Origin of the sequence: Phocaeicola faecalis, assembly GCF_021730445.1 — a bacterium.
Classification (GTDB): domain Bacteria; phylum Bacteroidota; class Bacteroidia; order Bacteroidales; family Bacteroidaceae; genus Phocaeicola; species Phocaeicola faecalis.
Genome location: NZ_JADNRM010000008.1, coordinates 102,474 through 129,403 on the forward strand (window position 1 = coordinate 102,474; position 26,930 = coordinate 129,403).

The window sequence follows — 26,930 nt, forward strand, 5'->3', positions numbered from 1 at the left end:
AAAACTTCACGGTCTTTTATTGGGTAGCTGTTTATTTGAATCGTGACGTATCTACCACTTCATGTTTCTTTTCCTTGTACCCTCCGAATATATAGTTGAAGGTCAGCATAATATGACGTGAATAGCTGTTGTTGTGCATATCCATATATTGTCCTCGGTTTCGCAAAGTGATATCTATATTCCCTTGCATTGAATTGAATATATCATTAGCTTTTAATATTAGGCCGGCTTTCTGATTGGCAAAATTCCAACGTAGTCCGGCATTGACGGCCCATACACTACTCAGTGTATAGCTTCCCTGAATGGAGGGACTCAGATACAGACCGGTCAGTTCCATACGGATGTCGGGATGATTGGAAAGGATGATATTGTTTTGCAACATTCCTAGGGCGGTCCATTTGTTATGATTAAAAGAAATGTCGAAGAAGTTGTCGCATTTAGCCTGATGGTAGATGGCCTGCATAGTGGCACGACTCTCCAGCCGGCTGCCTATTTTGAACGGAAGGATGGTTGTTGTCGAGAAACTTTGTTGATAATCCCAATTCAGCATTTTATAAATCAGAGTAAGTCGTTCGCTGCTCTGGTAGGCCAACTGCTCGAATCTGTGAGGTTCATAGTCGTAGGCTATACTGAAAATATATTTATTCTTCAAGATATAATTCAGGTTGAGCGAATAATCAGTGGATGGTTTTAGCATCGGATTGCCTTGAACTTCTTCGTAGCCGCTGATATAGCCGGTGCTTTCACTTAAATCCCAGTAACCGGGATAAGTCTTGTCCGAAGTAAACGAGAGTTGCAGGATATGTGAGGGGCCTGCTACATAAGTCATTGTTGCTGCCGGATAAATAGACCAGGCATGATAATTGCCCATCTTATAGTATTCTCCGGTTACGGAGACATTGAATGAAAGCCGTTCTCCTATACTTTTGCCGAATCCCGCGTATAGGTCACAGGTGTATTCTTCGTAACGGCTGTCTGTATTCAGTTGGCTCATGTCAGTGGTGCCGACAGCGTGATAAAACTGCGTATTGTGATCGTTGGCATAAGTCAATGAACCTCCGTAGCTCAGTGTACCGATATTTTTCATATCATGCTCCCTATCTATGTATACTTTCCAGCGGTCTATGTTCTGACCACTTGTAGTCTGGAAACGGTTGACGCTTTCCTCTCTGTCTTTGTTGGTAAAATCCTGATTGCTTTCTGATCGGTAAGAAGTATAGTTCACTCCGGCTTTCAGTCCGATGGGTGATATATAGTCCAATGCCAGGTTATGCATTCGTTTGTCTGCCGCAGTGCGGTTGTCATCAAGGTAAAAGATAATGGCTTCGGCATTCCTTTGAAGGATCAAAGCCGTATATTCGAAAAATATGAGCGTGCGTCGGCCGCCACTCGCAGTCGGAAAGGTGGAGCATCCGGATTCGGACTGGGATTGAACTATGTACTCCGTGTCGCTGAGGCACATGGCGGCACTGTGAGGGTAGAGAGCATCGAAGGAGAGTATAGCGAATTTTCTCTTTCTCTGCCTCAAAAAGAGTTCTTGAACTGACCGGGGAAAAGTGATAATGGATTCGGAATAAACAGAAAAAGAATAGGAGAGGAAGTTATGATAAAGTTGCTGTTGGTGGAGGATGATGCCAATCTTTGTTACATTATCCGTGGTGGTCTGGAAGATATGATAGGAGGTTATGAGGTGACGACTGCCATGAATGGGGAAGAAGGGTTGAAAATATGGAAAGGTCAACATCCTGATGTGATTGTTTCGGATATTGAAATGCCTGTAATGGACGGTTATGAGATGGTAAAACGTATTCGCGAACTGGATGGTGATACGCCTATTTTATTTACTTCGGGGCGCGTCTCGCCCAAAGATGTGGTGAAAGGTTATGAACTGGGTGTGAATAACTATATTAAGAAGCCTTTTTTGGCTGAAGAGTTGGATGCGCATATCGGTGCACTGCTGAAATTGAAACAGGGGGTGAGCGCCAGAAATGAGAGTGAAATGTATAGAATAGGTGGGAGTTATGTGTTTGATGCTGCCCATGCGGTATTGAGGCATCTTGTTTCGGGGACGGAGAAGACGTTGACGGAACGTGAAGCCAGTCTGCTGAAAATGCTTTGTGTCAAGATAGGGGAAGTGGTGAAACGTGAGATTATTCTTTCTACTCTTTGGGAGAAAGAGGACGATTATTTTGCGTCACGCAGTCTGGATGTTTTTGTCACACGGCTTCGTAAATTATTGGCTGAGGATGAAAAGGTGCAGATAAAGACTCTCAAAGGGGTGGGGATCAGTTTGGTTTGTTTACCGTAGGGGGAAAGATTGGAAAACCTGCTCTTTCCCCTATGGGTAAATAAAGATGTTATCGGCAAATCTTTAGAATTTATAAGCAAATCCGATATTGAATACGCCTTGGTCAAGGTCGCTGATAATCTGATATTTGATTTCGAAGTTCATCATCCATTGCGAATTAAGGTCAAATTCAGCACCGGCTCCCAGATTAGCGCCGAACTTTCCTTTATTTCCACTTAAATCCATTCCTTCAAATTTACCCAAATCCCAATGCCAATTTGTATAAGTCAATCCGAATAGCGGATAAAGACGTGCACCGCTTGCCACAGGAAAGAGATAGTGAGCATTGACATTGAAGTCGAACATATCAACTCCGTCATTTTTGAAGAAATAGTTGACAGATGGTTCCAGTCTCAGCGCATCAAGAATGTTGTATTGGTATTTAACACCGATGCCCACGCTTTTGATTTCGGTTCCATAACCTACTTGAAACCCAAGTGCTTGTTTACCCTGCTGGGCATGAACGCCGCATACAAATAATACCAGCATGCAGGCAAGAATAAGTAACTTTTTCATAATCAATAAATTAGAATGAATACTAGTTTGCTTTTTTGTTATTGCTTATTTCTTTTCATTAGCTTCTTCATCTTTGAACCAAGAGGCATACATCAGATAACCGTTTGCAATCTTTTCATTCAGTTCACGACTTTGCTCAGGGGGAATCTTTTTGATGAACTTGGCGGGAACGCCTGCCCAAAGACTTCCCGGTTCGATGATGGTATTGCTCAAGACTAAGGCTCCGGCAGCTACGATAGCCCCTTCGCCTACTACGGCATGGTCAAGCACGGTTGACCCCATACCTATCAGGGCACCGTCTTTGATGGTTGCACCGTGGATGGTTACGTTATGTCCCACGGATACATCGTTACCGATTTCGACTACTGATTTCTGATAAAGGGTGTGTAACACGCTCCCGTCTTGAATGTTGACACGGTCACCGATGCGGATGGCATTGACATCACCGCGCAGCACGGCATTGAACCAGATGCTGCAATCGCGCCCCATTACGACATCACCGATGACAGTGGCATTGTCAGCCAGATAACAGTTTTCTCCAATCTGAGGTGTGAATCCTCTTACCGATTTTATAAGTGCCATAATTCTTTCTTAGCGTTTTAAAGGTGAAGTTGCTTCTTTTAACCACTCCTGCTCTTCTTTGTTCAGTTGAGAGCTCAACCGATTATATACCATTTCATGGTATTCGTTGAACCAGGTGATTTCTTCGTCGGTCAACATATCGGTCACAATAGCCTCTTTGTCGATGGGACAGAGAGTTAGCGGCTCGAACTTCATGAAAGAACCGAACTCGGTTTCCATTGCAGGAACAGTCAATAACGTGTTCTCGGTGCGGATACCGTGACGACCGGCTTTATAAATGCCCGGTTCGTCTGTCACTGTCATACCCGGGCGGAGAGGAGTGGGCATATAGTTCATTCTGATCTGGTGAGGGCCTTCGTGCACACAGAGGAAATGACCGACACCGTGTCCTGTGCCGTGGAAATAGTTGACACCCGCTTTCCACATGGCTTGACGCGCTAAAATATCAAGCTGTGTGCCGCACGTCCCTTCAGGAAATATGGCATTTTGTAGCTGAAGGAATCCTTTCAGTACCAATGTATAATCTGTTTTTTCCTCATTACTGAGGGGGCCGAGCACGATGGTGCGCGTAATGTCGGTTGTTCCATCCAAATATTGTGCTCCACTGTCCAGCAGTAACATACCTTCGGGTTTCAAAGGAATATCTGTTTCGGGGGTTGCTTCGTAATGAACGATAGCTGCGTGTTCTTTATATCCGGCAATCGTATCAAAGCTGATTCCTTTGAAATCCGCTTGTTCGGCACGCAATTCATATAGTTTCCGATCGACACTCAGCTCGGTTTCATTTCCGGCGGGAACAGCTGTTTTCAACCATTTTAGGAATTTAACCATAGCTATGCCGTCGCGTTCCATGGCATGACGAAAACCGTTTATTTCAGTTTCGTTTTTCACCGCTTTCAGAAGACTGACGGGAGAAGGAATTTCCATTATCTTGTGCCCGGTGTCAATGCCATTGGCAGTTAGATAGCCGGCAGCATTAAAGAGTTTCATATTGAGAGCCGGAGACACCTGGATGTTCTGACGCACTTTCTTAATGTCACCCTCTACCTGATGATAGGATTTGAGGATGACTCCGTTTTCTTCCAGATAGACTTTGACCTCAGGCGAAAGTTTTTCTTCTATTATATATAAGGTAGCTTTCTTCTGAGTGATATGCATATAACTAATGAATACGGGGTTGCAATGTACATCACTTCCTCTTAGGTTTAGTGTCCACGCAATCTCATCCAAAGCGGATAACAAGATACTTTGGCAATTATTCTTGCGTATTTCCTCTCTGATGAGTTCTATTTTCTGTCGGCAGGAGCGTCCGGCATATTTTTCTTCCAATATAAATATGGGGTCGGATGGCAACGAGGGGCGATCCTTCCATATTTCATCAAAGGGGTCGGCAACACTTTCCACTTGGATTCCCTTGGGAGAACAAACGGCGTAAAGGGATTCCTTAAAATCGATACCGTTTACCCATCCGTCCATTCCGATGATATCTCCTTTTTTAAGTTCTTTAGAAAGCCATTCGGCAATAGAAGGAGTTCCGGGCATGCGGTCTTTAAATAAGGTGATACCTGTACCTTCCAACTGCTCGGCAGCTTGCAGGAAATAACGTGAGTCCGTCCATAGCCCTGCTTTTTTCATGGTGATGACTGCCGTACCTGCCGATCCGGTGAAGCCGGTCAGCCATTTGCGGGCTTCCCAATGTGCGGCAACATACTCACTATTATGTGGGTCGGTAGTGGGGAGTATAAATGCTTGTATACCATTCCTTTGCATAATCTTACGCAAAGCAGCTACTCTTTGTTTAATTTCAAATTTCATTGTATTTTGGTTTATAATAACTTAAACTCAATGACAAAGATACGATTTCTATATTATTTAAGATAAATATTTGCGGAAAGTTTTGTAAATAAAGAAAGTATGTGTAATTTTGCGCCGCAATTTGACTATAGAAAAATTTAGTAACAACATAATTTAATTATTAAAAACAATGATTGTAGTACCAGTAAAAGAAGGCGAAAACATTGAAAAAGCGCTGAAGAAATTCAAAAGAAAATTTGAAAAAACAGGTGTTGTAAAAGAACTGAGAGCTAGACAGCAGTTTGATAAACCGTCTGTAATCAACAGACTTAAGAAAGAACGTGCTGTATACGTGCAGAAACTTCAGCAGGTAGAAGAATAATTAATTCTCGCACTTTCTTTGAATAATTGAATTCTTTTTCATATATTCGTTGCTGAATTAATGAAGCGACGTTTCTTATGTTAATAGAATCTTTTTTGGATTATCTTCGGTTGGAAAAAAACTGTTCCGAGAAAACGATTGTTAGCTATGGAACAGATTTGACCAAATTTGAAGAGTTCTTTAAGAGTGTTGACGAGGAGGTGGATTTTACTACGGTAGATGCAGACGTCATCCGTTCATGGGTGGTAAACCTGATGGATGGTGGATATACTTCTACTTCGGTAAATAGGAAACTGAGTTCTCTCCGTTCGTTTTATCGTTATCTCTTGCGAAAGAAGGTAGTGGTGGTGGATCCGACACGTAAAGTGACTGGTCCTAAAAAAAAGAAGCCTCTGCCGGTCTTTGTGAAGGAAGAAGATATGAATAGGCTGTTGGACGAAATTCCTTGCGAAAAGGGATTTGCCGGCTGTCGGGATAAAACGATAATCGAAATGTTTTATGCTACAGGCATACGGCTTTCGGAATTGATTGGATTGAATGACGCGGATGTCGACTTCTCGGCTTCTCTTATTAAAGTAACGGGAAAGAGAAATAAGCAAAGGCTAATTCCTTTCGGTGATGAACTGAGGATGGCGTTGCTTAATTATATTAAAGTAAGAGATGAAGCAATACCCGATAGGGAGGAGGCTTTTTTCGTCAAACAGGATGGAAAAAGGTTGTACCCCATGAAGGTATATAATTTAGTGAAACGGAACCTGTCAAAAGTTGTAACGCTTAAAAAAAGAAGTCCGCACGTGTTAAGGCATAGTTTTGCTACTTCGATGCTGAATAATCAGGCGGAGTTGGGTGCTGTAAAAGAGCTTCTGGGGCATGAAAGTCTGACAACGACGGAAATCTATACGCATACGACTTTTGAAGAACTTAAAAAAGTGTATGAACAAGCTCATCCAAGAGCGTAAAAAAAGGAGGTAATTATGGAAGTAAGAATTCAAGCTATTCATTTCGATGCGTCTGAAAAACTTCAGGATTTTATTCAGAAGAAGGCGACTAAATTAGAAAAGTATTGCGATGATATAAATAAGGTGGAGGTGTCATTAAAAGTAGTAAAACCGGAAACCGCTATGAATAAAGAGGTCGGAATTAAAGTTTTGGCCATGAATGGAGAGTTTTTTGCGGAGAAGGTGAGCGATACATTCGAAGAAGCAATAGATGTGTGCGTGGATGCACTGTCTAAGCAATTGACAAAAACGAAAGAAAAACTACGCGGCAAATAAAAAAAGTCGCTAAAAGTTTTTGAGAATTAAAATAAATATCTAACTTTGCAGCCGCTTAGCCCTTCGAGGGGCAAGAGCTGCAAAGTTTTAGAAATAAGCCTCTTTAGCTCAGTTGGCCAGAGCACGTGATTTGTAATCTCGGGGTCGTTGGTTCGAATCCGACAAGAGGCTCGAAAGAGATGATGGGAACATCAATTGATCTTTGAAGAAAAGTTGGGCAAATACCAGAGTGGCCAAATGGGGCAGACTGTAAATCTGCTGGCTTACGCCTTCGGTGGTTCGAATCCATCTTTGCCCACACTTTGATTGAGACTAATGGTCTTTAGAATTGCGGAAGTAGCTCAGTTGATAGAGCATTAGCCTTCCAAGCTGAGGGTCGCGGGTTTGAGCCCCGTCTTCCGCTCTTTTTTGCTGTTATAGCTCAGTGGTAGAGCACTTCCTTGGTAAGGAAGAGGTCCCGAGTTCAAATCTCGGTAACAGCTCTTAGATAACGTAATTGCTGATTATTAATCAAATAAATAACAAGTAAAGCTATGGCTAAAGAGAAATTTGAACGTTCGAAACCGCACGTTAACATTGGTACTATCGGTCACGTTGACCACGGTAAAACCACTTTGACTGCTGCTATCACTACTGTGTTGGCTAAAAAAGGTCTTTCAGAATTGCGTTCTTTCGATTCAATCGACAACGCTCCTGAAGAAAAAGAAAGAGGTATTACTATCAATACTTCTCACGTAGAATATCAAACAGCTAATCGTCACTATGCTCACGTTGACTGTCCGGGTCACGCTGACTATGTAAAGAACATGGTTACTGGTGCTGCTCAGATGGATGGTGCTATCATCGTTTGTGCTGCAACAGACGGTCCGATGCCTCAGACTCGTGAACACATCTTGTTGGCTCGTCAGGTAAACGTACCTAGACTGGTTGTTTTCTTGAACAAGTGTGATATGGTTGAAGATGAAGAAATGTTGGAATTGGTAGAAATGGAAATGCGTGAATTGCTTTCATTCTATGATTTCGACGGTGACAATACTCCTATCATCCGCGGTTCTGCACTTGGTGCTTTGAATGGCGTTGCTCAGTGGGAAGATAAAATCATGGAATTGATGGAAGCTGTTGATACTTGGATTCCATTGCCTCCGCGTGATATCGATAAACCTTTCTTGATGCCGGTTGAAGACGTGTTCTCTATCACAGGTCGTGGTACTGTAGCTACAGGTCGTATCGAATCAGGTATTATCCATGTAGGTGATGAAGTTGAAATCCTTGGTTTAGGTGAAGATAAGAAATCAGTTGTAACTGGTGTTGAAATGTTCCGTAAACTGTTGGATCAAGGTGAAGCTGGTGATAACGTAGGTTTGTTGCTTCGTGGTATCGACAAGGCAGAAATCAAACGTGGTATGATTCTGTGTAAGCCGGGTCAGGTTAAAGCTCACTCTAAGTTCAAAGCTGAGGTTTATATCTTGAAGAAAGAAGAAGGTGGTCGTCACACTCCGTTCCACAACAAATACCGTCCTCAGTTCTACTTGCGTACTATGGACTGTACAGGTGAAATCACTTTGCCGGAAGGAACTGAAATGGTAATGCCTGGTGATAACGTAACTATTACAGTTGAGTTGATTTACCCGGTTGCTATCAACGTAGGTTTGCGTTTCGCTATCCGCGAAGGTGGACGTACAGTAGGTGCTGGTCAGATTACTGAAATTATTGACTAATACACATTATAAAATATGATCAGTTCTCGGTCGTAAAACGCCGGGAACTGATTTTTACGGGAGTAGCTCAGTTGGTAGAGCACCGGTCTCCAAAACCGGGTGTCGGGAGTTCGAGCCTCTCCTCCCGTGCTAAACTTGAAAGAATATGTTTCAGAAAGTAACAAATTATTGTAAAGAATCTTATGACGAATTAGTCCATAAAGTATCATGGCCGACTCGTAAAGAACTTTCAAATAGTGCAGTGGTTGTTTTATATGCTTCCCTACTCATTGCACTAGTCGTTTTTCTTATGGATTCAGTCTTCCAGTTCGTAATGGAAGATATTATCTATCCGCACTAATTAATTGTGAGTAAAATGTCTGAGATTGAAAAAAAATGGTACGTATTACGTGCCGTCAGTGGAAAAGAAAGCAAGGTTAAGGAATATCTTGATGCTGACATCAGGAATAGTGACCTTAGCGAGTATGTATCTCAGGTGTTGATTCCTACCGAGAAAGTGTATCAGGTTCGCAATGGTAAGAAAATTGTGAAGGAAAGAAGTTATCTTCCCGGATACGTTTTGGTCGAGGCTGCTCTCGTCGGTGAGGTTGCTCATCATTTGAGAAACACTCCCAATGTGATTGGCTTTTTGGGAGGCTCCGAGAATCCGGTGCCTTTGAGACAATCGGAAGTGAATCGTATACTTGGTACGGTGGATGAACTCCAAGAGGGTGGTGAAGAACTGAATGTTCCTTATACCGTAGGAGAAACAGTGAAAGTAATCGTTGGACCGTTCAGTGGATTCAGTGGTCTCATTGAAGAAGTGAACAGTGAAAAACGGAAACTAAAGGTTATGGTTAAGATCTTCGGACGTAAAACTCCGTTGGAACTTGGCTTTATGGATGTCGAGAAAGAATAATGCATTCTGTTACGTGCATTGTCTTTCGCTATAATTAATATATAAAAATTAGAAAAAAATGGCTAAAGAAGTTGCTGGACTAATCAAATTACAGATTAAAGGAGGCGCTGCAAATCCATCACCTCCCGTTGGACCTGCTTTAGGTTCTAAGGGTATTAACATCATGGAGTTTTGCAAGCAATTCAATGCCAGAACCCAGGACAAGGCAGGTAAGATTTTACCTGTAATCATTACCTACTACGCAGATAAGTCTTTTGATTTTGTTATTAAGACTCCTCCCGTAGCTATTCAATTGCTTGAGTTGGCTAAGGTTAAGAGTGGTTCTGCTGAGCCTAATCGTAAAAAAGTTGCCGAGATTACTTGGGAACAAGTACGTGCGATTGCTCAAGACAAAATGGTTGACTTAAACTGTTTTACTATCGAGTCTGCTATGACTATGGTGGCAGGTACAGCTAGAAGTATGGGTATCGCTGTAAAAGGGGAATTCCCGGGTAATAACTAATAAACTTCAATTATAATGGGTAAACTGACAAAAAATCAAAAGTTGGCTGCAGAAAAAATTGAAGCAGGGAAAGCATACTCACTGAAAGAAGCTGCACAATTAGTTAAAGATATCACTTTTTCTAAATTTGATGCTTCATTAGATATTGACGTACGTTTAGGTGTAGACCCTCGTAAAGCTAATCAAATGGTTCGTGGCGTAGTTTCACTGCCTCATGGAACTGGTAAGCAAGTACGTGTTTTGGTTCTGTGTACACCTGATGCTGAAGCTGCTGCAAAAGAAGCTGGTGCTGACTATGTTGGTCTTGATGAATATATTGAAAAGATCAAAGGTGGATGGACAGATATTGATGTAATCATCACAATGCCGTCTATCATGGGTAAGATCGGTGCTCTTGGTCGTGTTCTCGGTCCTCGCGGATTGATGCCGAATCCTAAGAGTGGTACTGTAACTATGGATGTAGCTAAAGCTGTTAAGGAAGTTAAGCAAGGTAAGATTGACTTTAAGGTTGATAAGAGCGGTATCGTTCATACTTCAATTGGCAAGGTTTCTTTTACTGCTGACCAGATTCGTGATAATGCGAAAGAATTTATCGCTACTATCATTAAACTGAAACCGAGCTCAGCTAAGGGTACCTATATTAAGAGTATTTATCTTTCAAGTACTATGAGTAAGGGTATCAAGATTGATCCCAAAACTGTAGAAGAAATCTAATAATAAGGAGGAATCATGAGAAAGGAAGATAAAGGCGTTATTATTGGTCAGTTGGCTGACACCGTAAAAGAATATGGACATTTCTACTTGGTTGATACAACTGCCATGGATGCAGCTGCTACAAGCGACCTGAGAAGAAAATGTTTCAAAGCCGGTGTTAAGCTGGTAGTTGTGAAGAACTCTTTGCTTCACAAAGCTTTGATGAGTATCGAAGATGTTGATTTCTCTCCGTTATTTGACTCTTTGAAAGGTACAACTTCAGTAATGTTCTGCGAAACTGCAAACGTTCCTGCTAAGTTGCTGAAAGAATACAAAGATGGAGTTCCTACACTGAAAGCTGCTTATGCAGAAGAAGGAATATATGTAGGTGCTGATCAACTCGAAGCTCTTGCTAATATTAAGAGTAAAAATGAAGTTATTGCTGAAATTGTTGCTTTGCTGCAATCACCGGCCAAGAACGTTATTTCTGCTCTTCAATCAGGTGGTAACACCATTCATGGAGTGCTTAAAACTCTGGGCGAACGTGCCGAATAATCAATTTTATAATCAATTAGTAACAAACAATTAAAATCATACAAAAATGGCAGATTTGAAAGCTTTTGCAGAACAATTAGTTAACTTGACAGTAAAAGAAGTTAATGAACTTGCAACTATCCTTAAAGAAGAATACGGTATTGAACCTGCTGCTGCAGCTGTAGCTGTTGCTGCTGGTCCTGCTGCAGGTGGTGCAGCTGCTGCTGAAGAAAAAACATCTTTCGATGTAGTTTTGAAGAGCGCTGGTGCTGCTAAATTGCAGGTTGTTAAAGCCGTTAAAGAAGCATGTGGTCTTGGTTTGAAAGAAGCTAAAGACTTGGTAGACGGTGCTCCTAGCACAGTAAAAGAAGGCTTGGCTAAAGACGAAGCTGAATCACTGAAGAAAACTTTGGAAGAAGCTGGAGCTGAAGTTGAGCTTAAATAATATTAAGCCTGATTATCAGGTAATTCGGTTAGGAATCCTCTAGACGAGGATTCTTAACCTTTTTGTGTCTATATTATTATTAAGTTCTACAAATAAATTATCAGATGTCTTCAAATACAGAAAACAAAAGAGTAAATTTTGCTTCCATCAAGAATCCGATGAAGTATCCGGATTTCCTGGAAGTGCAATTGAAGTCATTCCAAGACTTTTTACAACTGGATACCCCACCCGAAAAACGAAAGAACGACGGGCTGTATAAAGTATTTGCTGAAAACTTCCCTATCGCTGATACACGCAATAACTTTGTCCTTGAGTTCTTGGACTACTACATTGATCCCCCTCACTATACAATAGATGATTGTCTAGAGCGTGGGCTCACTTATAGTGTACCTTTGAAAGCTAAATTGAAGCTTTATTGTACAGACCCCGATCATGAGGATTTTGATACCGTTATTCAAGATGTTTATTTGGGCCCTATTCCTTATATGACTCCGAAGGGAACTTTCGTGATTAATGGTGCTGAACGCGTTGTCGTTTCTCAGTTGCATCGTTCTCCGGGTGTATTCTTTGGACAAAGTGTGCATGCTAACGGTACAAAATTATATTCTGCACGTATTATCCCATTCAAGGGGTCATGGATCGAATTCGCTACTGACATTAACAATGTGATGTATGCTTATATCGACCGTAAGAAAAAGTTGCCTGTTACAACGCTGTTGAGAGCTGTCGGCTTCGAAAATGATAAAGATATCCTCGAAATATTTAATTTGGCTGAAGAAGTTAAAGTCAATAAGGCCAACTTAAAGAAAGTTGTAGGAAGAAAGCTTGCTGCACGTGTCTTGAAGACATGGACAGAGGACTTTGTAGATGAAGACACTGGTGAAGTTGTTTCTATTGAACGTAACGAAGTCATCATTGACCGTGAAACTGTACTTGAAGCAGATCACGTAGATGAGATTATTGACTCAGGCGTTCAGAATATCCTTGTTCATAAGGAAGAAGCTAATTCATCAGACTATTCTATTATATTTAATACTCTTCAGAAAGACCCGAGTAACTCTGAAAAAGAGGCTGTGCTTTATATCTATCGTCAGTTGCGTAATGCAGATCCTGCTGATGATGCCAGTGCTCGTGAGGTTATCAATAACCTGTTCTTCTCTGAAAAAAGATATGACCTTGGCGAAGTAGGCCGTTACAGAATCAACAAAAAGTTGGGACTGACTACGGATATGGATGTGAAGGTATTGACAAAACAAGATATTATTGAGATTATCAAATATCTGATTGAGTTGATTAACTCTAAGGCTGATGTTGATGATATCGACCATTTGAGTAATCGTCGTGTGCGTACAGTGGGAGAGCAGTTGTCCAATCAGTTTGCTATAGGTTTGGCTCGTATGTCTCGTACTATTCGTGAACGTATGAATGTGCGTGACAATGAAGTGTTCACTCCGATTGATTTGATTAATGCGAAGACGATTTCTTCCGTTATCAATTCATTCTTCGGTACGAATGCATTGTCACAGTTCATGGACCAGACCAATCCGTTGGCTGAAATTACTCACAAACGTCGTCTGTCTGCGTTAGGCCCTGGAGGTTTGTCGCGTGAACGTGCCGGTTTCGAGGTTCGTGACGTACACTATACTCACTATGGTCGTTTGTGTCCGATTGAAACCCCTGAAGGTCCTAATATCGGTTTGATTTCTTCTTTGTGTGTGTATGCTAAGATTAATGAACTCGGTTTCATTTCTACTCCTTATCGTAAGGTAGCTGATAGTAAGGTGGATATTTCTGATGAAGGAATTGAATACTTGACTGCAGAAGAAGAAGAAGATAAGATTATTGCTCAGGGTAATGCGCCTTTGGATGATGAAGGTAAATTTGTTCGTGACAAGGTGAAGGCCCGTCGCGATGCCGATTATCCGGTTGTTACTCCTGATCAGGTAGAGTTGATGGATGTATCTCCTCAACAGATTGCTTCTATTGCGGCATCTTTGATTCCGTTCTTGGAACATGACGATGCTAACCGTGCGTTGATGGGTTCTAACATGATGCGCCAGGCAGTTCCTTTGTTGCGTACTGAGGCTCCTATTGTGGGTACAGGCATTGAAAAACAATTGGTTGAAGATTCTCGTACTCAGATTGCTGCTGAAGGTGACGGTGTAATCGAATATGTAGATGCAACTACTATCCGGATTCTGTATGACAGAACGGAAGATGAGGAATTCGTCAGCTTCGAACCTGCTTTGAAAGAATATAGGATTCCTAAATTCCGTAAGACCAACCAGAGCATGACTATTGACCTTCGTCCCATTTGTGATAAGGGTCAGCGTGTGAAGAAAGGTGATATTCTGACGGAAGGTTATTCAACACAAGGTGGTGAGTTGGCATTGGGTAAGAACCTGTTGGTGGCTTATATGCCTTGGAAGGGATATAACTATGAGGATGCTATCGTATTGAATGAACGCGTAGTACGTGAAGACTTGTTGACTTCTGTGCACGTGGATGAATATATATTGGAAGTGCGCGAAACAAAGCGCGGTATGGAAGAATTGACTTCTGATATTCCTAACGTGAGTGAAGAAGCGACTAAGGATTTGGATGAGAACGGTATTGTACGTGTGGGTGCTCGTATTGAACCGGGTGACATCCTGATTGGTAAGATTACTCCGAAAGGAGAATCAGATCCTTCTCCTGAAGAAAAACTGCTTCGCGCCATCTTTGGTGACAAGGCCGGTGATGTAAAGGATGCTTCACTGAAAGCTTCTCCTTCATTGCGTGGTGTCGTTATCGATAAGAAGTTGTTCTCGCGTGTAGTGAAAACTAGAAGTGAAAAGAACGCCGACAAAGCTATTTTGCCGAAACTGAATGATGAATTCGATGAAAAGGCAGCTAAGCTGAAAGATATCTTGATTGATAAATTGTTGGTGTTAACTAATGGTAAAGTATCTCAGGGTGTAAAAGATTACTTGGGAACCGAAGTTATTGCTAAGGGAGCTAAGTTTACAAAACGCGACCTTGAGTCATTGGATTATACAGTGATTCAGTTGAGTAAGTGGACGGCGGATGCTCACAAGAACGATATGATTCGTGACTTGGTAATGAATTACCTGAAGAAATATAAAGAACTGGATGCCGAGCTGAAACGTAAGAAGTTTGCTATCACAATAGGTGATGAGCTGCCTTCAGGTATTATTCAGATGGCTAAAGTTTATATTGCTAAGAAACGTAAGATTGGTGTGGGTGATAAGATGGCAGGTCGCCATGGTAATAAGGGTATTGTATCCCGTGTTGTCCGTCAGGAAGATATGCCGTTCTTGGCAGATGGTACTCCGGTAGATATCGTATTGAATCCGTTGGGTGTGCCTTCTCGTATGAACATCGGTCAGATTTTTGAAGCCGTATTAGGTCGTGCCGGAAAAGAATTAGGCGTGAAATTTGCTACTCCTATTTTCGATGGTGCATCTATGGATGACTTGAATGAATGGACGGATAAAGCCGGATTGCCTCGTTACTGTAAGACGTATCTTTGTGATGGTGGTACCGGTGAACGTTTTGACCAACCGGCAACGGTAGGTGTGACTTACATGTTGAAATTGGGTCACATGGTTGAAGACAAGATGCATGCACGTTCTATCGGTCCGTACTCTCTTATTACTCAGCAACCGCTTGGTGGTAAGGCGCAGTTCGGTGGTCAGCGTTTCGGAGAAATGGAAGTTTGGGCGCTCGAAGCATTTGGCGCAGCACACATCCTGCAGGAAATCCTGACTATTAAGTCTGATGACGTTGTTGGACGTTCTAAGGCTTACGAGGCTATTGTAAAAGGTGAGCCGATGCCTACTCCGGGTATCCCTGAATCTCTGAATGTATTGTTACATGAATTGAGAGGATTGGGACTGAGTATCAACCTTGAATAATAAAAATATAACTCTTTACAATATAAACAAGAAAGTATGGCTTTTAGAAAAGAAACGAAGATAAAGAGTAATTTCTCGAAAATCTCAATTGGTTTGGCTTCACCTGAAGAAATCCTTGAGAATTCGAGTGGTGAGGTGTTGAAGCCTGAAACTATCAACTACCGTACCTACAAACCTGAACGTGACGGTTTGTTCTGCGAACGCATCTTCGGTCCGGTAAAAGACTATGAATGTCATTGCGGTAAGTATAAACGTATTCGTTATAAAGGAATTGTTTGTGACCGTTGCGGTGTTGAAGTGACAGAAAAGAAAGTTCGTCGTGAACGTATGGGACATATCCAGTTGGTAGTGCCTGTGGCACATATCTGGTATTTCCGTTCATTGCCGAACAAAATCGGTTACTTGTTGGGATTGCCCACCAAGAAACTTGATTCTATTATTTACTATGAACGTTATGTCGTTATTCAGCCGGGTGCTGCCGCTGAAGAAGGCGTAAATGAATATGATTTGCTTTCAGAAGAGGAATATCTGGATTTGCTGGAAAAACTTCCGAGAGAAAATCAATATTTGGAAGATACAGATCCTAACAAGTTTATTGCTAAGATGGGAGCTGAAGCCATCTATGATTTGTTGGCTAAACTTGACTTGGATGCACTTTCTTATGAGTTGCGTCACAAGGCAAGCAACGACTCTTCACAACAGCGTAAGAATGAAGCATTGAAACGCCTGCAGGTTGTTGAATCGTTCCGCGCATCTCGCGGACGCAATAAACCTGAATGGATGATTGTACGTATTGTTCCGGTGATTCCTCCAGAACTTCGTCCGTTGGTGCCGTTGGATGGTGGTCGTTTTGCGACTTCTGACTTGAATGATTTGTATCGCCGTGTGATTATCCGTAACAATCGTTTGAAGAGACTGATTGAAATCAAAGCTCCTGAAGTAATCTTACGCAACGAAAAACGTATGTTGCAAGAAGCTGTCGATTCATTGTTCGATAATTCACGTAAGTCCAGTGCTGTAAAAACAGATGCAAACCGTCCGTTGAAATCACTGTCCGACAGTTTGAAAGGTAAGCAAGGACGTTTCCGTCAGAACCTGTTGGGTAAGCGTGTTGACTACTCAGCCCGTTCGGTAATTGTCGTTGGTCCTGAACTGAAAATGGGAGAATGCGGTATTCCTAAATTGATGGCTGCCGAACTTTACAAACCGTTTATTATCCGTAAATTGATAGAACGCGGTATTGTGAAGACGGTTAAGTCAGCCAAGAAGATAGTAGACCGTAAAGAGCCTGTTATTTGGGATATCTTGGAGCATGTAATGAAAGGTCATCCGGTATTGTTGAACCGTGCGCCGACATTGCACCGTTTGGGTATCCAGGCATTCCAGCCACACATGATTGAAGGTAAGGCTATCCAGTTGCATCCATTGGCATGTACTGCGTTCAATGCCGACTTTGACGGTGACCAGATGGCTGTTCACTTGCCTTTAAGCAATGAAGCTGTATTGGAAGCTCAGATGTTGATGCTTCAGGCACATAATATTTTGAACCCGGCTAATGGTGCGCCTATCACCGTACCCGCCCAGGATATGGTACTCGGTTTGTATTATATTACAAAACTGAGAAAAGGTGCTAAAGGTGAGGGACTGACATTCTATGGACCGGAAGAAGCTTTGATTGCTTATAATGAAGGTAAGGTAGATATCCATGCAATTATCAACGTTGTCGTAAAAGACTTGGATAAAGATGGCAATATTGTAGATGTAATGATGAAGGAAACTTCTGTAGGCCGTGTGATTGTAAATGAAATCGTTCCGGCAGAAGTGGGTTATCTGAATACCATTATTTCTAAAAAGTCTTTGCGTGACATCATTAGTGATGTTATCAAGGCGGTGGGTGTTGCTCGTGCTTGTGAATTCTTGGATGGTATTAAGAACTTAGGTTACCATATGGCGTTCAAGGGTGGTCTGTCATTCAACTTGGGTGATATTATCATTCCGAAGGAAAAAGAAGAACTGGTAAAACGCGGTAACGAAGAAGTAGAACAAATCATGATGAACTATAATATGGGTTTCATCACTGATAATGAACGTTACAACCAGGTTATTGATACATGGACTCATGTCAACAGTGACTTGTCTGATATCCTTTATAAGACTATTAAGAACGATGACCAAGGTTTCAATTCAGTATTTATGATGCTTGATTCCGGTGCCCGTGGTTCTAAGGAACAGATTCGTCAGTTGTCAGGTATGCGTGGTTTGATGGCTAAACCGCAGAAAGCTGGTGCTGAAGGAGCTCAGATTATTGAAAACCCGATTCTTTCAAACTTTAAGGAAGGTTTGTCTGTGTTGGAGTACTTTATCTCTACCCACGGTGCTCGTAAAGGTTTGGCGGATACCGCGTTGAAGACTGCCGATGCCGGATACTTGACTCGTCGTCTGGTAGACGTGTCGCATGATGTGATTATTAATGAAGAAGACTGTGGAACACTTCGCGGTTTGGTTTGTACTGCTTTGAAGAATAATGATGAAGTTATTGCTACTCTGTACGAACGTATCCTCGGACGTGTTTCTGTACATGATATTATTCATCCTACAACCGGTAAGTTGATTGTTGCCGGAGGTGAAGAGATTACTGAAGATATTGCACAGGAAATTGAAGATTCTCCGATTGAAAGCGTAGAAATCCGTTCTGTATTGACTTGTGAATCGAAGAAAGGCGTATGTGCCAAGTGTTACGGACGTAACCTTGCTTCAAGCCGTATGGTTCAAAAGGGAGAAGCTGTCGGTGTCATCGCTGCACAGTCTATCGGTGAGCCGGGTACTCAGTTGACGTTGCGTACGTTCCATGCCGGTGGTATCGCCGGTAACATGGCTGCCAATGCAAGTATTGTTGCCAAAAACAATGCTCGTCTGGAATTTGAGGAACTTCGTACTGTTGATACTGTAGATGAAACTACCGGTGAAGCCGTGAAAGTGGTAGTAGGCCGTTTGGCTGAGGTGCGCTTTATTGATGTAAATACCGGTATCATTTTATCAACTCATAATGTTCCTTACGGTTCTAAATTGTATGCTGCTGACGGTGATGTGGTTGAAAAAGGTAAACTGATTGCTAAATGGGATCCGTTCAACGCTGTTATCATTACCGAAGCAACCGGTAAGATTGAGTTCGAAAGTATGGTTGAGAACGTAACTTATAAGGTGGAATCAGATGAAGCTACCGGTTTGCGTGAAATCATCATTATCGAATCTAAGGATAAGACAAAAGTACCTTCTGCTCATATTACGACAGAAGATGGTAACTTGATACGTACTTATAACTTCCCTGTGGGTGGACACGTTGTTATTGAAAACAATCAATCGGTGAAGGCCGGTGACATCCTTGTGAAGATTCCGCGTGCTGTCGGTAAGGCTGGTGATATCACCGGTGGTCTGCCTCGTGTAACAGAATTGTTTGAGGCACGTAACCCGTCTAACCCTGCTGTGGTTTCTGAAATCGATGGTGAAGTTACCATGGGTAAGATTAAACGTGGTAACCGTGAAATTATTGTAACATCCAAGACGGGTGAAGTGAAGAAGTACTTGGTTAATCTTTCTAAGCAGATTCTTGTTCAGGAGAACGACTATGTACGTGCCGGAACTCCGCTGTCTGACGGTGCGATTACTCCTGCCGACATCTTGGCCATTAAAGGCCCTACGGCTGTGCAGGAATATATCGTAAACGAGGTACAGGATGTTTATCGTCTGCAAGGTGTGAAGATTAATGATAAGCACTTTGAGATTATCGTTCGTCAAATGATGCGTAAAGTTGAAATTGATGAACCGGGCGATACCCGCTTCTTGGAACAGCAAGTGGTGGATAAGCAAGATTTCATGGAAGAAAATGACCGCATCTGGGGTAAAAAAGTTGTCGTTGACGCAGGTGATTCTCAGAACTTACAACCGGGTCAGATTGTAACTGCCCGTAAGTTGCGTGATGAGAACAGTATGTTGAAGCGTCGTGACTTGAAACCCGTTGAAGTGCGTGACGCTATCCCTGCAACATCTACTCAGATTCTGCAAGGTATTACTCGCGCTGCTTTGGGAACTTCAAGCTTCATGTCGGCTGCATCCTTCCAGGAAACAACCAAGGTTCTGAACGAAGCTGCCATCAATGGTAAAGTAGATAAACTGGAAGGTATGAAGGAAAATGTGATTTGTGGTCACTTGATTCCTGCCGGTACCGGACAGCGTGAATTTGAAAAGATTGTTGTTGGTTCAAAAGAAGAATACGACCGCATCTTGGCAAATCGCAAAAATGTACTTGACTATAGTGAAGTAGAATAATACAATTCATCAAGACTCTAAATAGAAGGTCGGTTTTCCTAAGGGGAGACCGACCTTTTTTATTTAATAAACCGGTATATTCTCTTTCTCTGGCTCTATCACTTTCCCCCGCCATTACATAGCACAGATTTCTTAGCTAATAAGGTCGACTTAACCTGACACAATGACATATATATGTATAGGCTTATGCATACGTACGCGTAGGCTTACGCGTACGTATGTGTAGGCTTACGCCACCGTATGTATGAACCGATGCGTGCCTACGTGTGAATTACCAACCAATCTTCCAAATTATTCGTAAATCATATTTGATGATAAAAAGATTTCAGCCATTTTTAAACAGACTCTCATTGTTTTTCTAAAAGTTTGATAATAATAGTCCTTTTTTCAGAATAATATATCTATATTTGTAGTCAGTCAAAGCGACAAAGAGAGTTCGTGTTTGATATGTTAATGTTAATAGAGCGTTTTTGATATTACTTTGTGTTAGAAAATCCCCAATTTTCGAAGCGGAACAAAGTGGATACAACAGAACGCTCACGTCGTGTGTTTATACTTCCTTCTAAAAGGAAATATGCATAACGGCGTGGGACTGTTGTTTTTATTTGTTCCGTGGGTATGGGGATACCTCTAACGCAGATAAGACATTAAAACAGTTCCCACGCTTTTATATATTTATGCCATCCTTAGGGAGCAGGGAGGGAGATACATTAGGCCGCTATGAAAACAATAGAAGAACTGGAAGAACTCAACCGCCAATTACAAGTCGAATTGAGGGAAGCTAGGGCTGCACAGGCTCAAGCCGAAGCCGCTAATCAAAACAAATCGGTGTTTCTTGCCAATATGAGCCATGAGATACGAACGCCGCTTAATGTTATTATGGGGTTCTCGAACTTGATTGTTACTGCTGCTACCGAGGAAGAAAAGCGAATGTATGCGGACGTTCTGGAAAATAATTGTTCATTGTTGCTTCAGCTTATTAATGATATTTTGGACCTGTCGAAAATAGAATCGGGAACATTGACTTTTGCAGAGGAAGAAGTGGAACTGAATATGTTACTGGAAGAACTGGCAAGCGCGATGCGTACACGGATTGTCACAGAGGAGGTTGTCTTGAATTGTGTTACACTTTCTGCTCCTTGCTTTATTGTGACGGAGAAAAAACGGCTTTCTCAAGTGCTTATTAATCTATTGACAAATGCTATTAAGTTTACGACCAAAGGCAGCATTCATTTAGGCTATGAAATTCATGGGAAAATGCTTTATTTTTATGTGTCTGATACCGGATGCGGCCTTCCTGAATCTCAAAAGCAAAAAGTGTTTGAACGATTTGTCAGACTTGATTCCGCTAAACCGGGTACGGGGCTGGGACTTGCAATTTGTCGCACTATTGTGGAAAAAATGGGAGGATGTATTGGTGTAGAATCAGAGGAGGGAAAAGGAGCTTGTTTCTGGTTTACTATTCCTTATGCTCTCTCTTCTATAGAAAAAAATGATATTTAGTGTGTCTATTGTTGCTTGATTGATTCCTTTTCCTTACTTTTGCTCGTCTGCTACTAAGAAGCAGATAATATTTACCTTTTAATATAGAAGAAAATAATCATGGAAAACGAAAAAAACAACAATCAGCTCCAAATAGAGTTGAAAGAAGAAGTAGCACAAGGCACTTATGCCAATCTTGCCATAATTACACATTCCAGCTCTGAATTTATAGTAGATTTCGTGCGTGTAATGCCCGGATTGCCGAAAGCAGGGGTGCAATCTCGTATTGTATTGACTCCTGAGCATGCTAAGCGCCTGATGTATGCTTTGCAAGAAAATGTGGCAAAATATGAACGTAATTTCGGACCGGTCCGTATGCCTGAAGAGATGAATGGTGCCAACGGTGGTCCTGACGGCAAGACTTTTATTCCGCCTATGAGCGGCTTTAAGGGAGAAGCATAAGCTATACTTTGTCGTGTAAATGGCATATTAGTCTGTCTTTCAAAAGATTTTTTTGAGAGACAGACTATTTTTATTGCTTAAAAGTATTGTTTATTAAAATGTTATTCGTAACTTTGCAGCCCAAAATGTATAGTTTTGGATTGAATTAGTAAATTAATAAACAATATATAACAATTAAAAATCAAACAAAATGCCTACTATTCAACAGTTAGTAAGAAAAGGAAGAGAGGTTTTGGTTGAGAAAAGTAAGTCTCCGGCACTGGATTCATGTCCTCAAAGACGTGGTGTTTGTGTTCGTGTGTATACTACTACTCCGAAGAAACCGAATTCAGCAATGCGTAAAGTTGCTCGTGTACGTCTGACAAACTCTAAGGAAGTGAACTCTTACATTCCGGGAGAAGGACACAACTTGCAAGAACACTCAATCGTATTGGTTCGCGGTGGTCGTGTGAAAGACCTTCCGGGTGTACGTTATCACATCGTTCGTGGTACTTTGGATACAGCAGGTGTGGCTGGTCGTACACAAAGACGTTCTAAATACGGTGCTAAGCGCCCGAAAGCTGGACAAGCAGCAGCTCCTGCAAAAGGAAAAGGTAAAAAGTAATTTGAAGCCTAGCTGAAATTCCGAAAAGAAAAAAGTATTTTAATTTAAGTTTTTGGTTTGTTGGAATAAGCTATAAAGGTTGAGTAAATGCTTCGGTGGAAGCGTTGAAGTAAACAAGAGTCGCAGCCCCAAACAAAAAACATTATTTTTTAAAGAAAAATGAGAAAAGCAAAACCAAAAAAACGTGTGATCCTTCCGGATCCGGTATTTAATGACCAGAAGGTTTCTAAATTCGTTAACCATCTGATGTATGATGGAAAGAAGAATACCTCTTATGAAATCTTCTATGCTGCATTGGAAACAGTAAAAACAAAACTTCCTAACGAAGAAAAATCAGCTTTGGAAATCTGGAAGAAGGCTTTGGATAACGTAACTCCTCAGCTGGAAGTTAAGTCTCGCCGTGTAGGTGGTGCTACATTCCAAGTTCCTACTGAAATCCGTCCTGATCGCAAGGAATCAATCTCAATGAAAAACTTGATCCTTTTCGCTCGTAAACGTGGTGGTAAATCAATGGCAGATAAATTGGCTGCTGAAATCATCGACGCATTCAACGAACAGGGTGGTGCCTTCAAGCGTAAAGAAGATATGCACCGTATGGCAGAAGCTAACCGTGCATTCGCTCACTTCAGATTCTAATCAAGTAATAATTAAATAAGTAAAGGACGAAAATGGCTAAAAATGATTTGCATTTGACCCGCAATATCGGTATCATGGCTCACATCGATGCCGGTAAGACAACCACTTCGGAACGTATTTTGTTCTACACCGGTCTGACTCACAAAATTGGTGAAGTTCATGATGGTGCAGCTACAATGGACTGGATGGCTCAGGAGCAGGAACGTGGTATTACTATTACCTCTGCAGCAACAACAACTCGTTGGAAATATGCAGGCAATACTTATAAGATTAACTTGATTGATACTCCGGGACACGTTGACTTTACTGCTGAAGTAGAGCGCTCATTACGTGTGTTGGATGGAGCTGTTGCTGCTTACTGTGCTGTTGGTGGTGTAGAACCTCAGTCAGAAACAGTATGGCGTCAGGCTGATAAATACAATGTACCTCGTATCGGTTATGTTAACAAAATGGACCGTTCGGGTGCTGACTTCTTTGAAGTTGTTCGTCAGATGAAAACTGTGCTCGGTGCAAATCCTTGTCCTGTTGTAATTCCTATCGGTGCAGAAGAAAGTTTCAAGGGTGTTGTTGACTTGATCAAGATGAAAGCTATCTTGTGGCATGACGAGACTATGGGTGCAGACTACAGTGTGGAAGATATCCCTGCAAACTTGGTTGACGAAGCTAATGAATGGAGAGAAAAATTACTTGAAAAAGTTGCTGATTTCGATGATGCTTTGATGGAGAAGTTCTTTGACGATCCTTCTACTATCACTGAAGAAGAAATTTTGCGTGCTCTGCGTGCAGGAACCTTGAAGATGGAAATCGTTCCGATGTTCTGTGGCTCTTCATTCAAGAACAAGGGAGTTCAGACATTGCTTGATTATGTTTGTGCATTCTTGCCTTCTCCGCTGGATACTCCTGCTATCGTGGGTACTAACCCTAATACAGGTGCAGAGGAAGACCGCAAGCCTAGTGAAGATGAAAAAACTTCAGCTTTGGCGTTTAAGATTGCAACCGACCCCTATGTAGGTCGTTTGACTTTCTTCCGTGTTTACTCTGGTAAAGTAGAGGCTGGTTCTTATATTTATAATACTCGTTCTGGTAAAAAAGAACGTGTATCACGTTTGTTCCAGATGCACTCAAATAAGCAGAACCCTGTTGAAGTAATCGGTGCAGGTGATATTGGTGCAGGTGTTGGTTTCAAGGATATCCGTACAGGTGATACTTTGTGTGATGAAGAAGCACCGATTGTATTGGAATCTATGGAATTCCCTGATCCGGTTATCGGTATTGCAGTTGAACCTAAAACTCAGAAAGACTTGGATAAACTGTCTAACGGTTTGGCTAAGTTGGCTGAAGAAGACCCGACATTTACAGTTAAGACTGATGAACAGTCAGGTCAGACTATTATTTCTGGTATGGGTGAGCTTCACTTGGATATCATCATTGACCGTCTGAAACGTGAGTTCAAGGTAGAATGTAACCAAGGTAAACCTCAGGTTAACTATAAGGAAGCTATTACAAAGACTGTTGAGTTACGTGAAGTTTACAAGAAACAATCTGGTGGTCGTGGTAAATTTGCTGATATCATCGTAGCAATCGGCCCGGTTGATGACGACTTTACTCAAGGTGGCTTGCAGTTTGTTGATGAAGTGAAGGGTGGTAACATTCCTAAGGAATTCATTCCGTCGGTTCAGAAAGGTTTCCAAACAGCAATGAAAAATGGTGTGTTGGCAGGTTATCCGCTTGATTCACTGAAAGTAGTTTTGAAGGATGGTTCATTCCACCCGGTTGACTCTGACCAGTTGTCATTTGAAATCTGTGCTATTCAGGCGTACAAGAACGCTTGTGCTAAAGCAGGCCCTGTATTGACAGAACCTATCATGAAATTGGAAGTTGTAACTCCCGAAGAAAACATGGGTGATGTTATCGGTGACTTGAACAAACGTCGCGGTCAGGTAGAAGGTATGGAATCAAGCCGTTCTGGTGCTCGTATTGTTAAAGCAAAAGTGCCTTTGGCTGAAATGTTCGGTTATGTAACAGCTTTGCGTACCATTACCTCAGGTCGTGCAACTTCATCTATGACTTATGACCATCATGCTCAGGTGTCTAGCTCAATTGCTAAGACAGTTCTTGAAGAAGTGAAGGGTCGTGTAGACTTAGTATAATAAAGAATAATTTGGGGCGACGGGTTAGCGAATGACTCTTAATCCGGCCCCACTTTATATGTTTTTAATCATTTTATAAATAACAATCTAATGAGTCAAAAAATTAGAATTAAACTGAAATCATACGATCACAACTTGGTAGATAAATCTGCTGAAAAGATCGTGAAAACAGTGAAGGCTACAGGCGCTATTGTTAGCGGTCCTATTCCATTGCCTACTCACAAACGTATTTTCACTGTAAACCGTTCGACTTTCGTTAACAAGAAGTCACGTGAACAGTTTGAACTTTCTTCTTATAAGAGATTAATCGATATCTATAGCTCAACAGCTAAGACAGTAGATGCTCTGATGAAGTTGGAGTTACCGAGTGGTGTAGAAGTAGAAATTAAAGTTTAATCCATTAAAAATTAACTGAAATGCCAGGATTATTAGGAAAGAAAATCGGAATGACATCCGTTTTCAGTGCTGATGGTAAGAATGTACCATGCACTGTTATCGAAGCTGGTCCTTGTGTAGTTACTCAGATTAAGAGTGTCGAAAAAGACGGCTATGCAGCTGTTCAGGTAGGTTTCCAGGACAAAAAGGAAAAACACACTACCAAACCTTTGATGGGACACTTTAAAAAAGCTGGTGTAACTCCAAAGAGACACTTGGCCGAGTTCAAAGATTTTGAAACAGAATTGAATTTAGGAGATGCAATTACTGTAGAATTGTTCAATGACGCTGCTTATGTGGATGTTGTTGGTACTTCTAAGGGTAAAGGTTTCCAAGGTGTTGTAAAAAGACATGGATTTGGTGGTGTAGGTCAGACTACTCACGGTCAGCACAACCGCGCTCGTAAACCGGGTTCTATCGGTGCTTGTTCATACCCTGCAAAAGTATTCAAAGGAATGCGCATGGGTGGTCAGATGGGCGGTGACCGCGTGACTACACACAACTTACAGGTATTAAAAGTGATTCCGGAACACAACTTGCTGTTGATTAAGGGTTCTGTACCGGGTTGCAAAGGTTCAATCGTAATAATTGAAAAATAATGGAAGTTAACGTATTAAATATTAAAGGTGAAGACACCGGAAGAAAGGTTACGTTAAACGAATCAATCTTCGGAATTGAACCCAATGATCACGCTATCTATCTGGATGTTAAACAGTTTATGGCTAACCAACGTCAGGGAACTCACAAATCTAAAGAAAGAAGCGAAATCAGCGGTTCTACTCGTAAATTAGGTCGTCAAAAAGGTGGTGGCGGTGCACGTCGCGGTGATATCAACTCTCCGGTTTTGGTAGGTGGTGCTCGTGTATTTGGTCCAAAACCTCGTGACTACTGGTTCAAACTGAATAAAAAAGTTAAGACATTGGCTCGTAAGTCAGCTTTGTCTTATAAAGCACAAGCAAACGCAATCGTTATCGTTGAAGACTTCACTTTTGAAGCTCCTAAGACAAAAGATTTCGTTGCAATGGTAAATAATCTTAAAATTGCTGACAAGAAGTTGCTTTTGGTTTTGCCGGAAGCTAATAAAAACGTATATTTGTCAGCTCGTAACATCGAACGTGCTAACGTAGCAATTGCTTCTGCATTAAATACTTACAAAGTATTGGATGCTGAAACCCTTGTTGTTACAGAAAGCTCGCTCAAAGCTATCGAGAATATCTTATCTTAATTTAAAAA

At 41.7% G+C, this 26,930-nt stretch carries 25 protein-coding genes, 5 tRNA genes and 1 pseudogene; 27 read left to right on the top strand and 4 right to left on the bottom strand.

Annotation, left to right across the window (positions count from 1 at the left end):
• Positions 1 to 31: 31 nt before the first annotated feature.
• Entirely contained in the window at positions 32 to 1,276 is a 1,245-nt protein-coding gene (locus IR173_RS09895; protein ID WP_237039470.1) for an outer membrane beta-barrel family protein, read from the bottom strand.
• A gap of 24 nt (positions 1,277 to 1,300) precedes the next feature.
• Here IR173_RS09895 and IR173_RS09900 point away from each other — a divergent pair.
• Positions 1,301 to 1,546, top strand: a pseudogene (locus IR173_RS09900) (ATP-binding protein); the annotation flags it as partial.
• Positions 1,547 to 1,603: 57 nt separating this feature from the next.
• A complete protein-coding gene (locus tag IR173_RS09905) occupies positions 1,604 to 2,308 on the top strand; it encodes a response regulator transcription factor (protein ID WP_237039471.1) in 705 nt (234 codons plus the stop codon).
• 63 nt (positions 2,309 to 2,371) lie between these two features.
• Here the strand turns inward: IR173_RS09905 and IR173_RS09910 are convergent, their stop codons facing one another.
• From IR173_RS09910 to IR173_RS09920, 3 genes are read right to left on the bottom strand one after another with little or no spacing between them, the layout of a single operon-like run.
• Positions 2,372 to 2,863, bottom strand: coding sequence for a porin family protein (locus IR173_RS09910; RefSeq protein ID WP_237039472.1), 492 nt, complete (start codon positions 2,861 to 2,863; stop codon positions 2,372 to 2,374).
• Positions 2,864 to 2,908: 45 nt separating this feature from the next.
• Positions 2,909 to 3,445 (bottom strand): gamma carbonic anhydrase family protein, encoded by a 537-nt coding sequence (locus IR173_RS09915; protein ID WP_237039473.1) that lies wholly within the window; start codon positions 3,443 to 3,445, stop codon positions 2,909 to 2,911.
• Between the two features lie 9 nt (positions 3,446 to 3,454).
• Entirely contained in the window at positions 3,455 to 5,260 is a 1,806-nt protein-coding gene (locus IR173_RS09920) for an aminopeptidase P family protein (RefSeq protein ID WP_237039474.1), read from the bottom strand.
• 169 nt (positions 5,261 to 5,429) lie between these two features.
• Here IR173_RS09920 and rpsU point away from each other — a divergent pair, with 169 nt between their 5' ends.
• The 25 genes from rpsU to rplD all read left to right on the top strand — a co-directional run bounded on the left by rpsU (position 5,430) and on the right by rplD (position 26,922).
• Positions 5,430 to 5,621, top strand: coding sequence for a 30S ribosomal protein S21 (gene rpsU, locus IR173_RS09925; RefSeq protein WP_005941924.1), 192 nt, complete (start codon positions 5,430 to 5,432; stop codon positions 5,619 to 5,621).
• Between the two features lie 77 nt (positions 5,622 to 5,698).
• Positions 5,699 to 6,580 (top strand): tyrosine recombinase XerC, encoded by an 882-nt coding sequence (gene xerC / locus IR173_RS09930; protein ID WP_237039475.1) that lies wholly within the window; start codon positions 5,699 to 5,701, stop codon positions 6,578 to 6,580.
• A gap of 15 nt (positions 6,581 to 6,595) precedes the next feature.
• Entirely contained in the window at positions 6,596 to 6,895 is a 300-nt protein-coding gene (gene hpf / locus IR173_RS09935) for a ribosome hibernation-promoting factor, HPF/YfiA family (protein ID WP_237039476.1), read from the top strand.
• 97 nt (positions 6,896 to 6,992) lie between these two features.
• Positions 6,993 to 7,066 (top strand) — tRNA-Thr (locus IR173_RS09940).
• A 44-nt stretch (positions 7,067 to 7,110) separates the two neighbouring features.
• Positions 7,111 to 7,193, top strand: a tRNA-Tyr gene (locus tag IR173_RS09945).
• Between the two features lie 32 nt (positions 7,194 to 7,225).
• Positions 7,226 to 7,298: transfer RNA gene (locus IR173_RS09950), tRNA-Gly, on the top strand.
• 7 nt (positions 7,299 to 7,305) lie between these two features.
• Positions 7,306 to 7,377: transfer RNA gene (locus tag IR173_RS09955), tRNA-Thr, on the top strand.
• 51 nt (positions 7,378 to 7,428) lie between these two features.
• On the top strand, positions 7,429 to 8,613 hold the full coding sequence (gene tuf, locus IR173_RS09960; RefSeq protein ID WP_237039477.1) for an elongation factor Tu: 1,185 nt from the start codon (positions 7,429 to 7,431) through the stop codon (positions 8,611 to 8,613).
• A gap of 56 nt (positions 8,614 to 8,669) precedes the next feature.
• A tRNA-Trp gene (locus tag IR173_RS09965) sits at positions 8,670 to 8,742 on the top strand.
• Positions 8,743 to 8,758: 16 nt separating this feature from the next.
• Positions 8,759 to 8,953 (top strand): preprotein translocase subunit SecE, encoded by a 195-nt coding sequence (secE, locus tag IR173_RS09970; RefSeq protein ID WP_117912541.1) that lies wholly within the window; start codon positions 8,759 to 8,761, stop codon positions 8,951 to 8,953.
• 15 nt (positions 8,954 to 8,968) lie between these two features.
• Positions 8,969 to 9,511 carry a transcription termination/antitermination protein NusG gene (gene nusG / locus IR173_RS09975; protein WP_237039478.1) on the top strand — a complete coding sequence of 181 codons (543 nt, stop codon included), beginning with the start codon at positions 8,969 to 8,971 and terminating at the stop codon, positions 9,509 to 9,511.
• A 58-nt stretch (positions 9,512 to 9,569) separates the two neighbouring features.
• Positions 9,570 to 10,013, top strand: a complete 444-nt coding sequence (rplK, locus tag IR173_RS09980; protein WP_005941913.1) for a 50S ribosomal protein L11 — start codon at positions 9,570 to 9,572, stop codon at positions 10,011 to 10,013.
• Between the two features lie 15 nt (positions 10,014 to 10,028).
• On the top strand, positions 10,029 to 10,727 hold the full coding sequence (gene rplA / locus IR173_RS09985; RefSeq protein ID WP_005941912.1) for a 50S ribosomal protein L1: 699 nt from the start codon (positions 10,029 to 10,031) through the stop codon (positions 10,725 to 10,727).
• Between the two features lie 15 nt (positions 10,728 to 10,742).
• Positions 10,743 to 11,261, top strand: a complete 519-nt coding sequence (gene rplJ / locus IR173_RS09990) for a 50S ribosomal protein L10 (protein WP_237039479.1) — start codon at positions 10,743 to 10,745, stop codon at positions 11,259 to 11,261.
• 46 nt (positions 11,262 to 11,307) lie between these two features.
• Entirely contained in the window at positions 11,308 to 11,685 is a 378-nt protein-coding gene (gene rplL, locus IR173_RS09995; protein ID WP_005941908.1) for a 50S ribosomal protein L7/L12, read from the top strand.
• A 104-nt stretch (positions 11,686 to 11,789) separates the two neighbouring features.
• Positions 11,790 to 15,602, top strand: a complete 3,813-nt coding sequence (rpoB, locus tag IR173_RS10000; protein WP_237039480.1) for a DNA-directed RNA polymerase subunit beta — start codon at positions 11,790 to 11,792, stop codon at positions 15,600 to 15,602.
• A gap of 36 nt (positions 15,603 to 15,638) precedes the next feature.
• The gene (gene rpoC / locus IR173_RS10005; protein ID WP_237039481.1) at positions 15,639 to 19,928 is read left to right on the top strand and encodes a DNA-directed RNA polymerase subunit beta'; all 4,290 of its coding nucleotides are present in this window, start codon (positions 15,639 to 15,641) and stop codon (positions 19,926 to 19,928) included.
• Positions 19,929 to 20,648: 720 nt separating this feature from the next.
• Positions 20,649 to 21,431 carry a sensor histidine kinase gene (locus IR173_RS10010; RefSeq protein ID WP_237039482.1) on the top strand — a complete coding sequence of 261 codons (783 nt, stop codon included), beginning with the start codon at positions 20,649 to 20,651 and terminating at the stop codon, positions 21,429 to 21,431.
• Between the two features lie 99 nt (positions 21,432 to 21,530).
• Entirely contained in the window at positions 21,531 to 21,872 is a 342-nt protein-coding gene (locus IR173_RS10015) for a DUF3467 domain-containing protein (protein ID WP_237039483.1), read from the top strand.
• Positions 21,873 to 22,062: 190 nt separating this feature from the next.
• Entirely contained in the window at positions 22,063 to 22,476 is a 414-nt protein-coding gene (rpsL, locus tag IR173_RS10020) for a 30S ribosomal protein S12 (RefSeq protein ID WP_005844840.1), read from the top strand.
• A gap of 159 nt (positions 22,477 to 22,635) precedes the next feature.
• Positions 22,636 to 23,112, top strand: a complete 477-nt coding sequence (rpsG, locus tag IR173_RS10025; protein ID WP_237039484.1) for a 30S ribosomal protein S7 — start codon at positions 22,636 to 22,638, stop codon at positions 23,110 to 23,112.
• A 32-nt stretch (positions 23,113 to 23,144) separates the two neighbouring features.
• Positions 23,145 to 25,262: an elongation factor G gene (gene fusA, locus IR173_RS10030; RefSeq protein ID WP_237039485.1), complete on the top strand. Its 2,118-nt coding sequence runs from the start codon at positions 23,145 to 23,147 to the stop codon at positions 25,260 to 25,262.
• A gap of 90 nt (positions 25,263 to 25,352) precedes the next feature.
• The gene (rpsJ, locus tag IR173_RS10035) at positions 25,353 to 25,658 is read left to right on the top strand and encodes a 30S ribosomal protein S10 (protein WP_005941888.1); all 306 of its coding nucleotides are present in this window, start codon (positions 25,353 to 25,355) and stop codon (positions 25,656 to 25,658) included.
• Between the two features lie 20 nt (positions 25,659 to 25,678).
• The gene (gene rplC, locus IR173_RS10040; RefSeq protein WP_237039486.1) at positions 25,679 to 26,296 is read left to right on the top strand and encodes a 50S ribosomal protein L3; all 618 of its coding nucleotides are present in this window, start codon (positions 25,679 to 25,681) and stop codon (positions 26,294 to 26,296) included.
• Positions 26,296 to 26,922, top strand: coding sequence for a 50S ribosomal protein L4 (gene rplD, locus IR173_RS10045; RefSeq protein ID WP_237039487.1), 627 nt, complete (start codon positions 26,296 to 26,298; stop codon positions 26,920 to 26,922). The genes rplC and rplD overlap by 1 nt, the downstream gene beginning before the upstream one ends.
• Positions 26,923 to 26,930 lie beyond the last annotated feature (8 nt).

Bases quoted from the DNA above. Each gene is read 5' to 3' on its own strand.
- IR173_RS09895 (WP_237039470.1), bottom strand. From the start codon at position 1,276: ATGCATAACCTGGCATTGGACTATATATCACCCATCGGACTGAAAGCC.
- IR173_RS09905 (WP_237039471.1), top strand. From the start codon at position 1,604: ATGATAAAGTTGCTGTTGGTGGAGGATGATGCCAATCTTTGTTACATT.
- IR173_RS09910 (WP_237039472.1), bottom strand. From the start codon at position 2,863: ATGAAAAAGTTACTTATTCTTGCCTGCATGCTGGTATTATTTGTATGC.
- IR173_RS09915 (WP_237039473.1), bottom strand. From the start codon at position 3,445: ATGGCACTTATAAAATCGGTAAGAGGATTCACACCTCAGATTGGAGAA.
- IR173_RS09920 (WP_237039474.1), bottom strand. From the start codon at position 5,260: ATGAAATTTGAAATTAAACAAAGAGTAGCTGCTTTGCGTAAGATTATG.
- rpsU (WP_005941924.1), top strand. From the start codon at position 5,430: ATGATTGTAGTACCAGTAAAAGAAGGCGAAAACATTGAAAAAGCGCTG.
- xerC (WP_237039475.1), top strand. From the start codon at position 5,699: ATGTTAATAGAATCTTTTTTGGATTATCTTCGGTTGGAAAAAAACTGT.
- hpf (WP_237039476.1), top strand. From the start codon at position 6,596: ATGGAAGTAAGAATTCAAGCTATTCATTTCGATGCGTCTGAAAAACTT.
- tuf (WP_237039477.1), top strand. From the start codon at position 7,429: ATGGCTAAAGAGAAATTTGAACGTTCGAAACCGCACGTTAACATTGGT.
- secE (WP_117912541.1), top strand. From the start codon at position 8,759: ATGTTTCAGAAAGTAACAAATTATTGTAAAGAATCTTATGACGAATTA.
- nusG (WP_237039478.1), top strand. From the start codon at position 8,969: ATGTCTGAGATTGAAAAAAAATGGTACGTATTACGTGCCGTCAGTGGA.
- rplK (WP_005941913.1), top strand. From the start codon at position 9,570: ATGGCTAAAGAAGTTGCTGGACTAATCAAATTACAGATTAAAGGAGGC.
- rplA (WP_005941912.1), top strand. From the start codon at position 10,029: ATGGGTAAACTGACAAAAAATCAAAAGTTGGCTGCAGAAAAAATTGAA.
- rplJ (WP_237039479.1), top strand. From the start codon at position 10,743: ATGAGAAAGGAAGATAAAGGCGTTATTATTGGTCAGTTGGCTGACACC.
- rplL (WP_005941908.1), top strand. From the start codon at position 11,308: ATGGCAGATTTGAAAGCTTTTGCAGAACAATTAGTTAACTTGACAGTA.
- rpoB (WP_237039480.1), top strand. From the start codon at position 11,790: ATGTCTTCAAATACAGAAAACAAAAGAGTAAATTTTGCTTCCATCAAG.
- rpoC (WP_237039481.1), top strand. From the start codon at position 15,639: ATGGCTTTTAGAAAAGAAACGAAGATAAAGAGTAATTTCTCGAAAATC.
- IR173_RS10010 (WP_237039482.1), top strand. From the start codon at position 20,649: ATGAAAACAATAGAAGAACTGGAAGAACTCAACCGCCAATTACAAGTC.
- IR173_RS10015 (WP_237039483.1), top strand. From the start codon at position 21,531: ATGGAAAACGAAAAAAACAACAATCAGCTCCAAATAGAGTTGAAAGAA.
- rpsL (WP_005844840.1), top strand. From the start codon at position 22,063: ATGCCTACTATTCAACAGTTAGTAAGAAAAGGAAGAGAGGTTTTGGTT.
- rpsG (WP_237039484.1), top strand. From the start codon at position 22,636: ATGAGAAAAGCAAAACCAAAAAAACGTGTGATCCTTCCGGATCCGGTA.
- fusA (WP_237039485.1), top strand. From the start codon at position 23,145: ATGGCTAAAAATGATTTGCATTTGACCCGCAATATCGGTATCATGGCT.
- rpsJ (WP_005941888.1), top strand. From the start codon at position 25,353: ATGAGTCAAAAAATTAGAATTAAACTGAAATCATACGATCACAACTTG.
- rplC (WP_237039486.1), top strand. From the start codon at position 25,679: ATGCCAGGATTATTAGGAAAGAAAATCGGAATGACATCCGTTTTCAGT.
- rplD (WP_237039487.1), top strand. From the start codon at position 26,296: ATGGAAGTTAACGTATTAAATATTAAAGGTGAAGACACCGGAAGAAAG.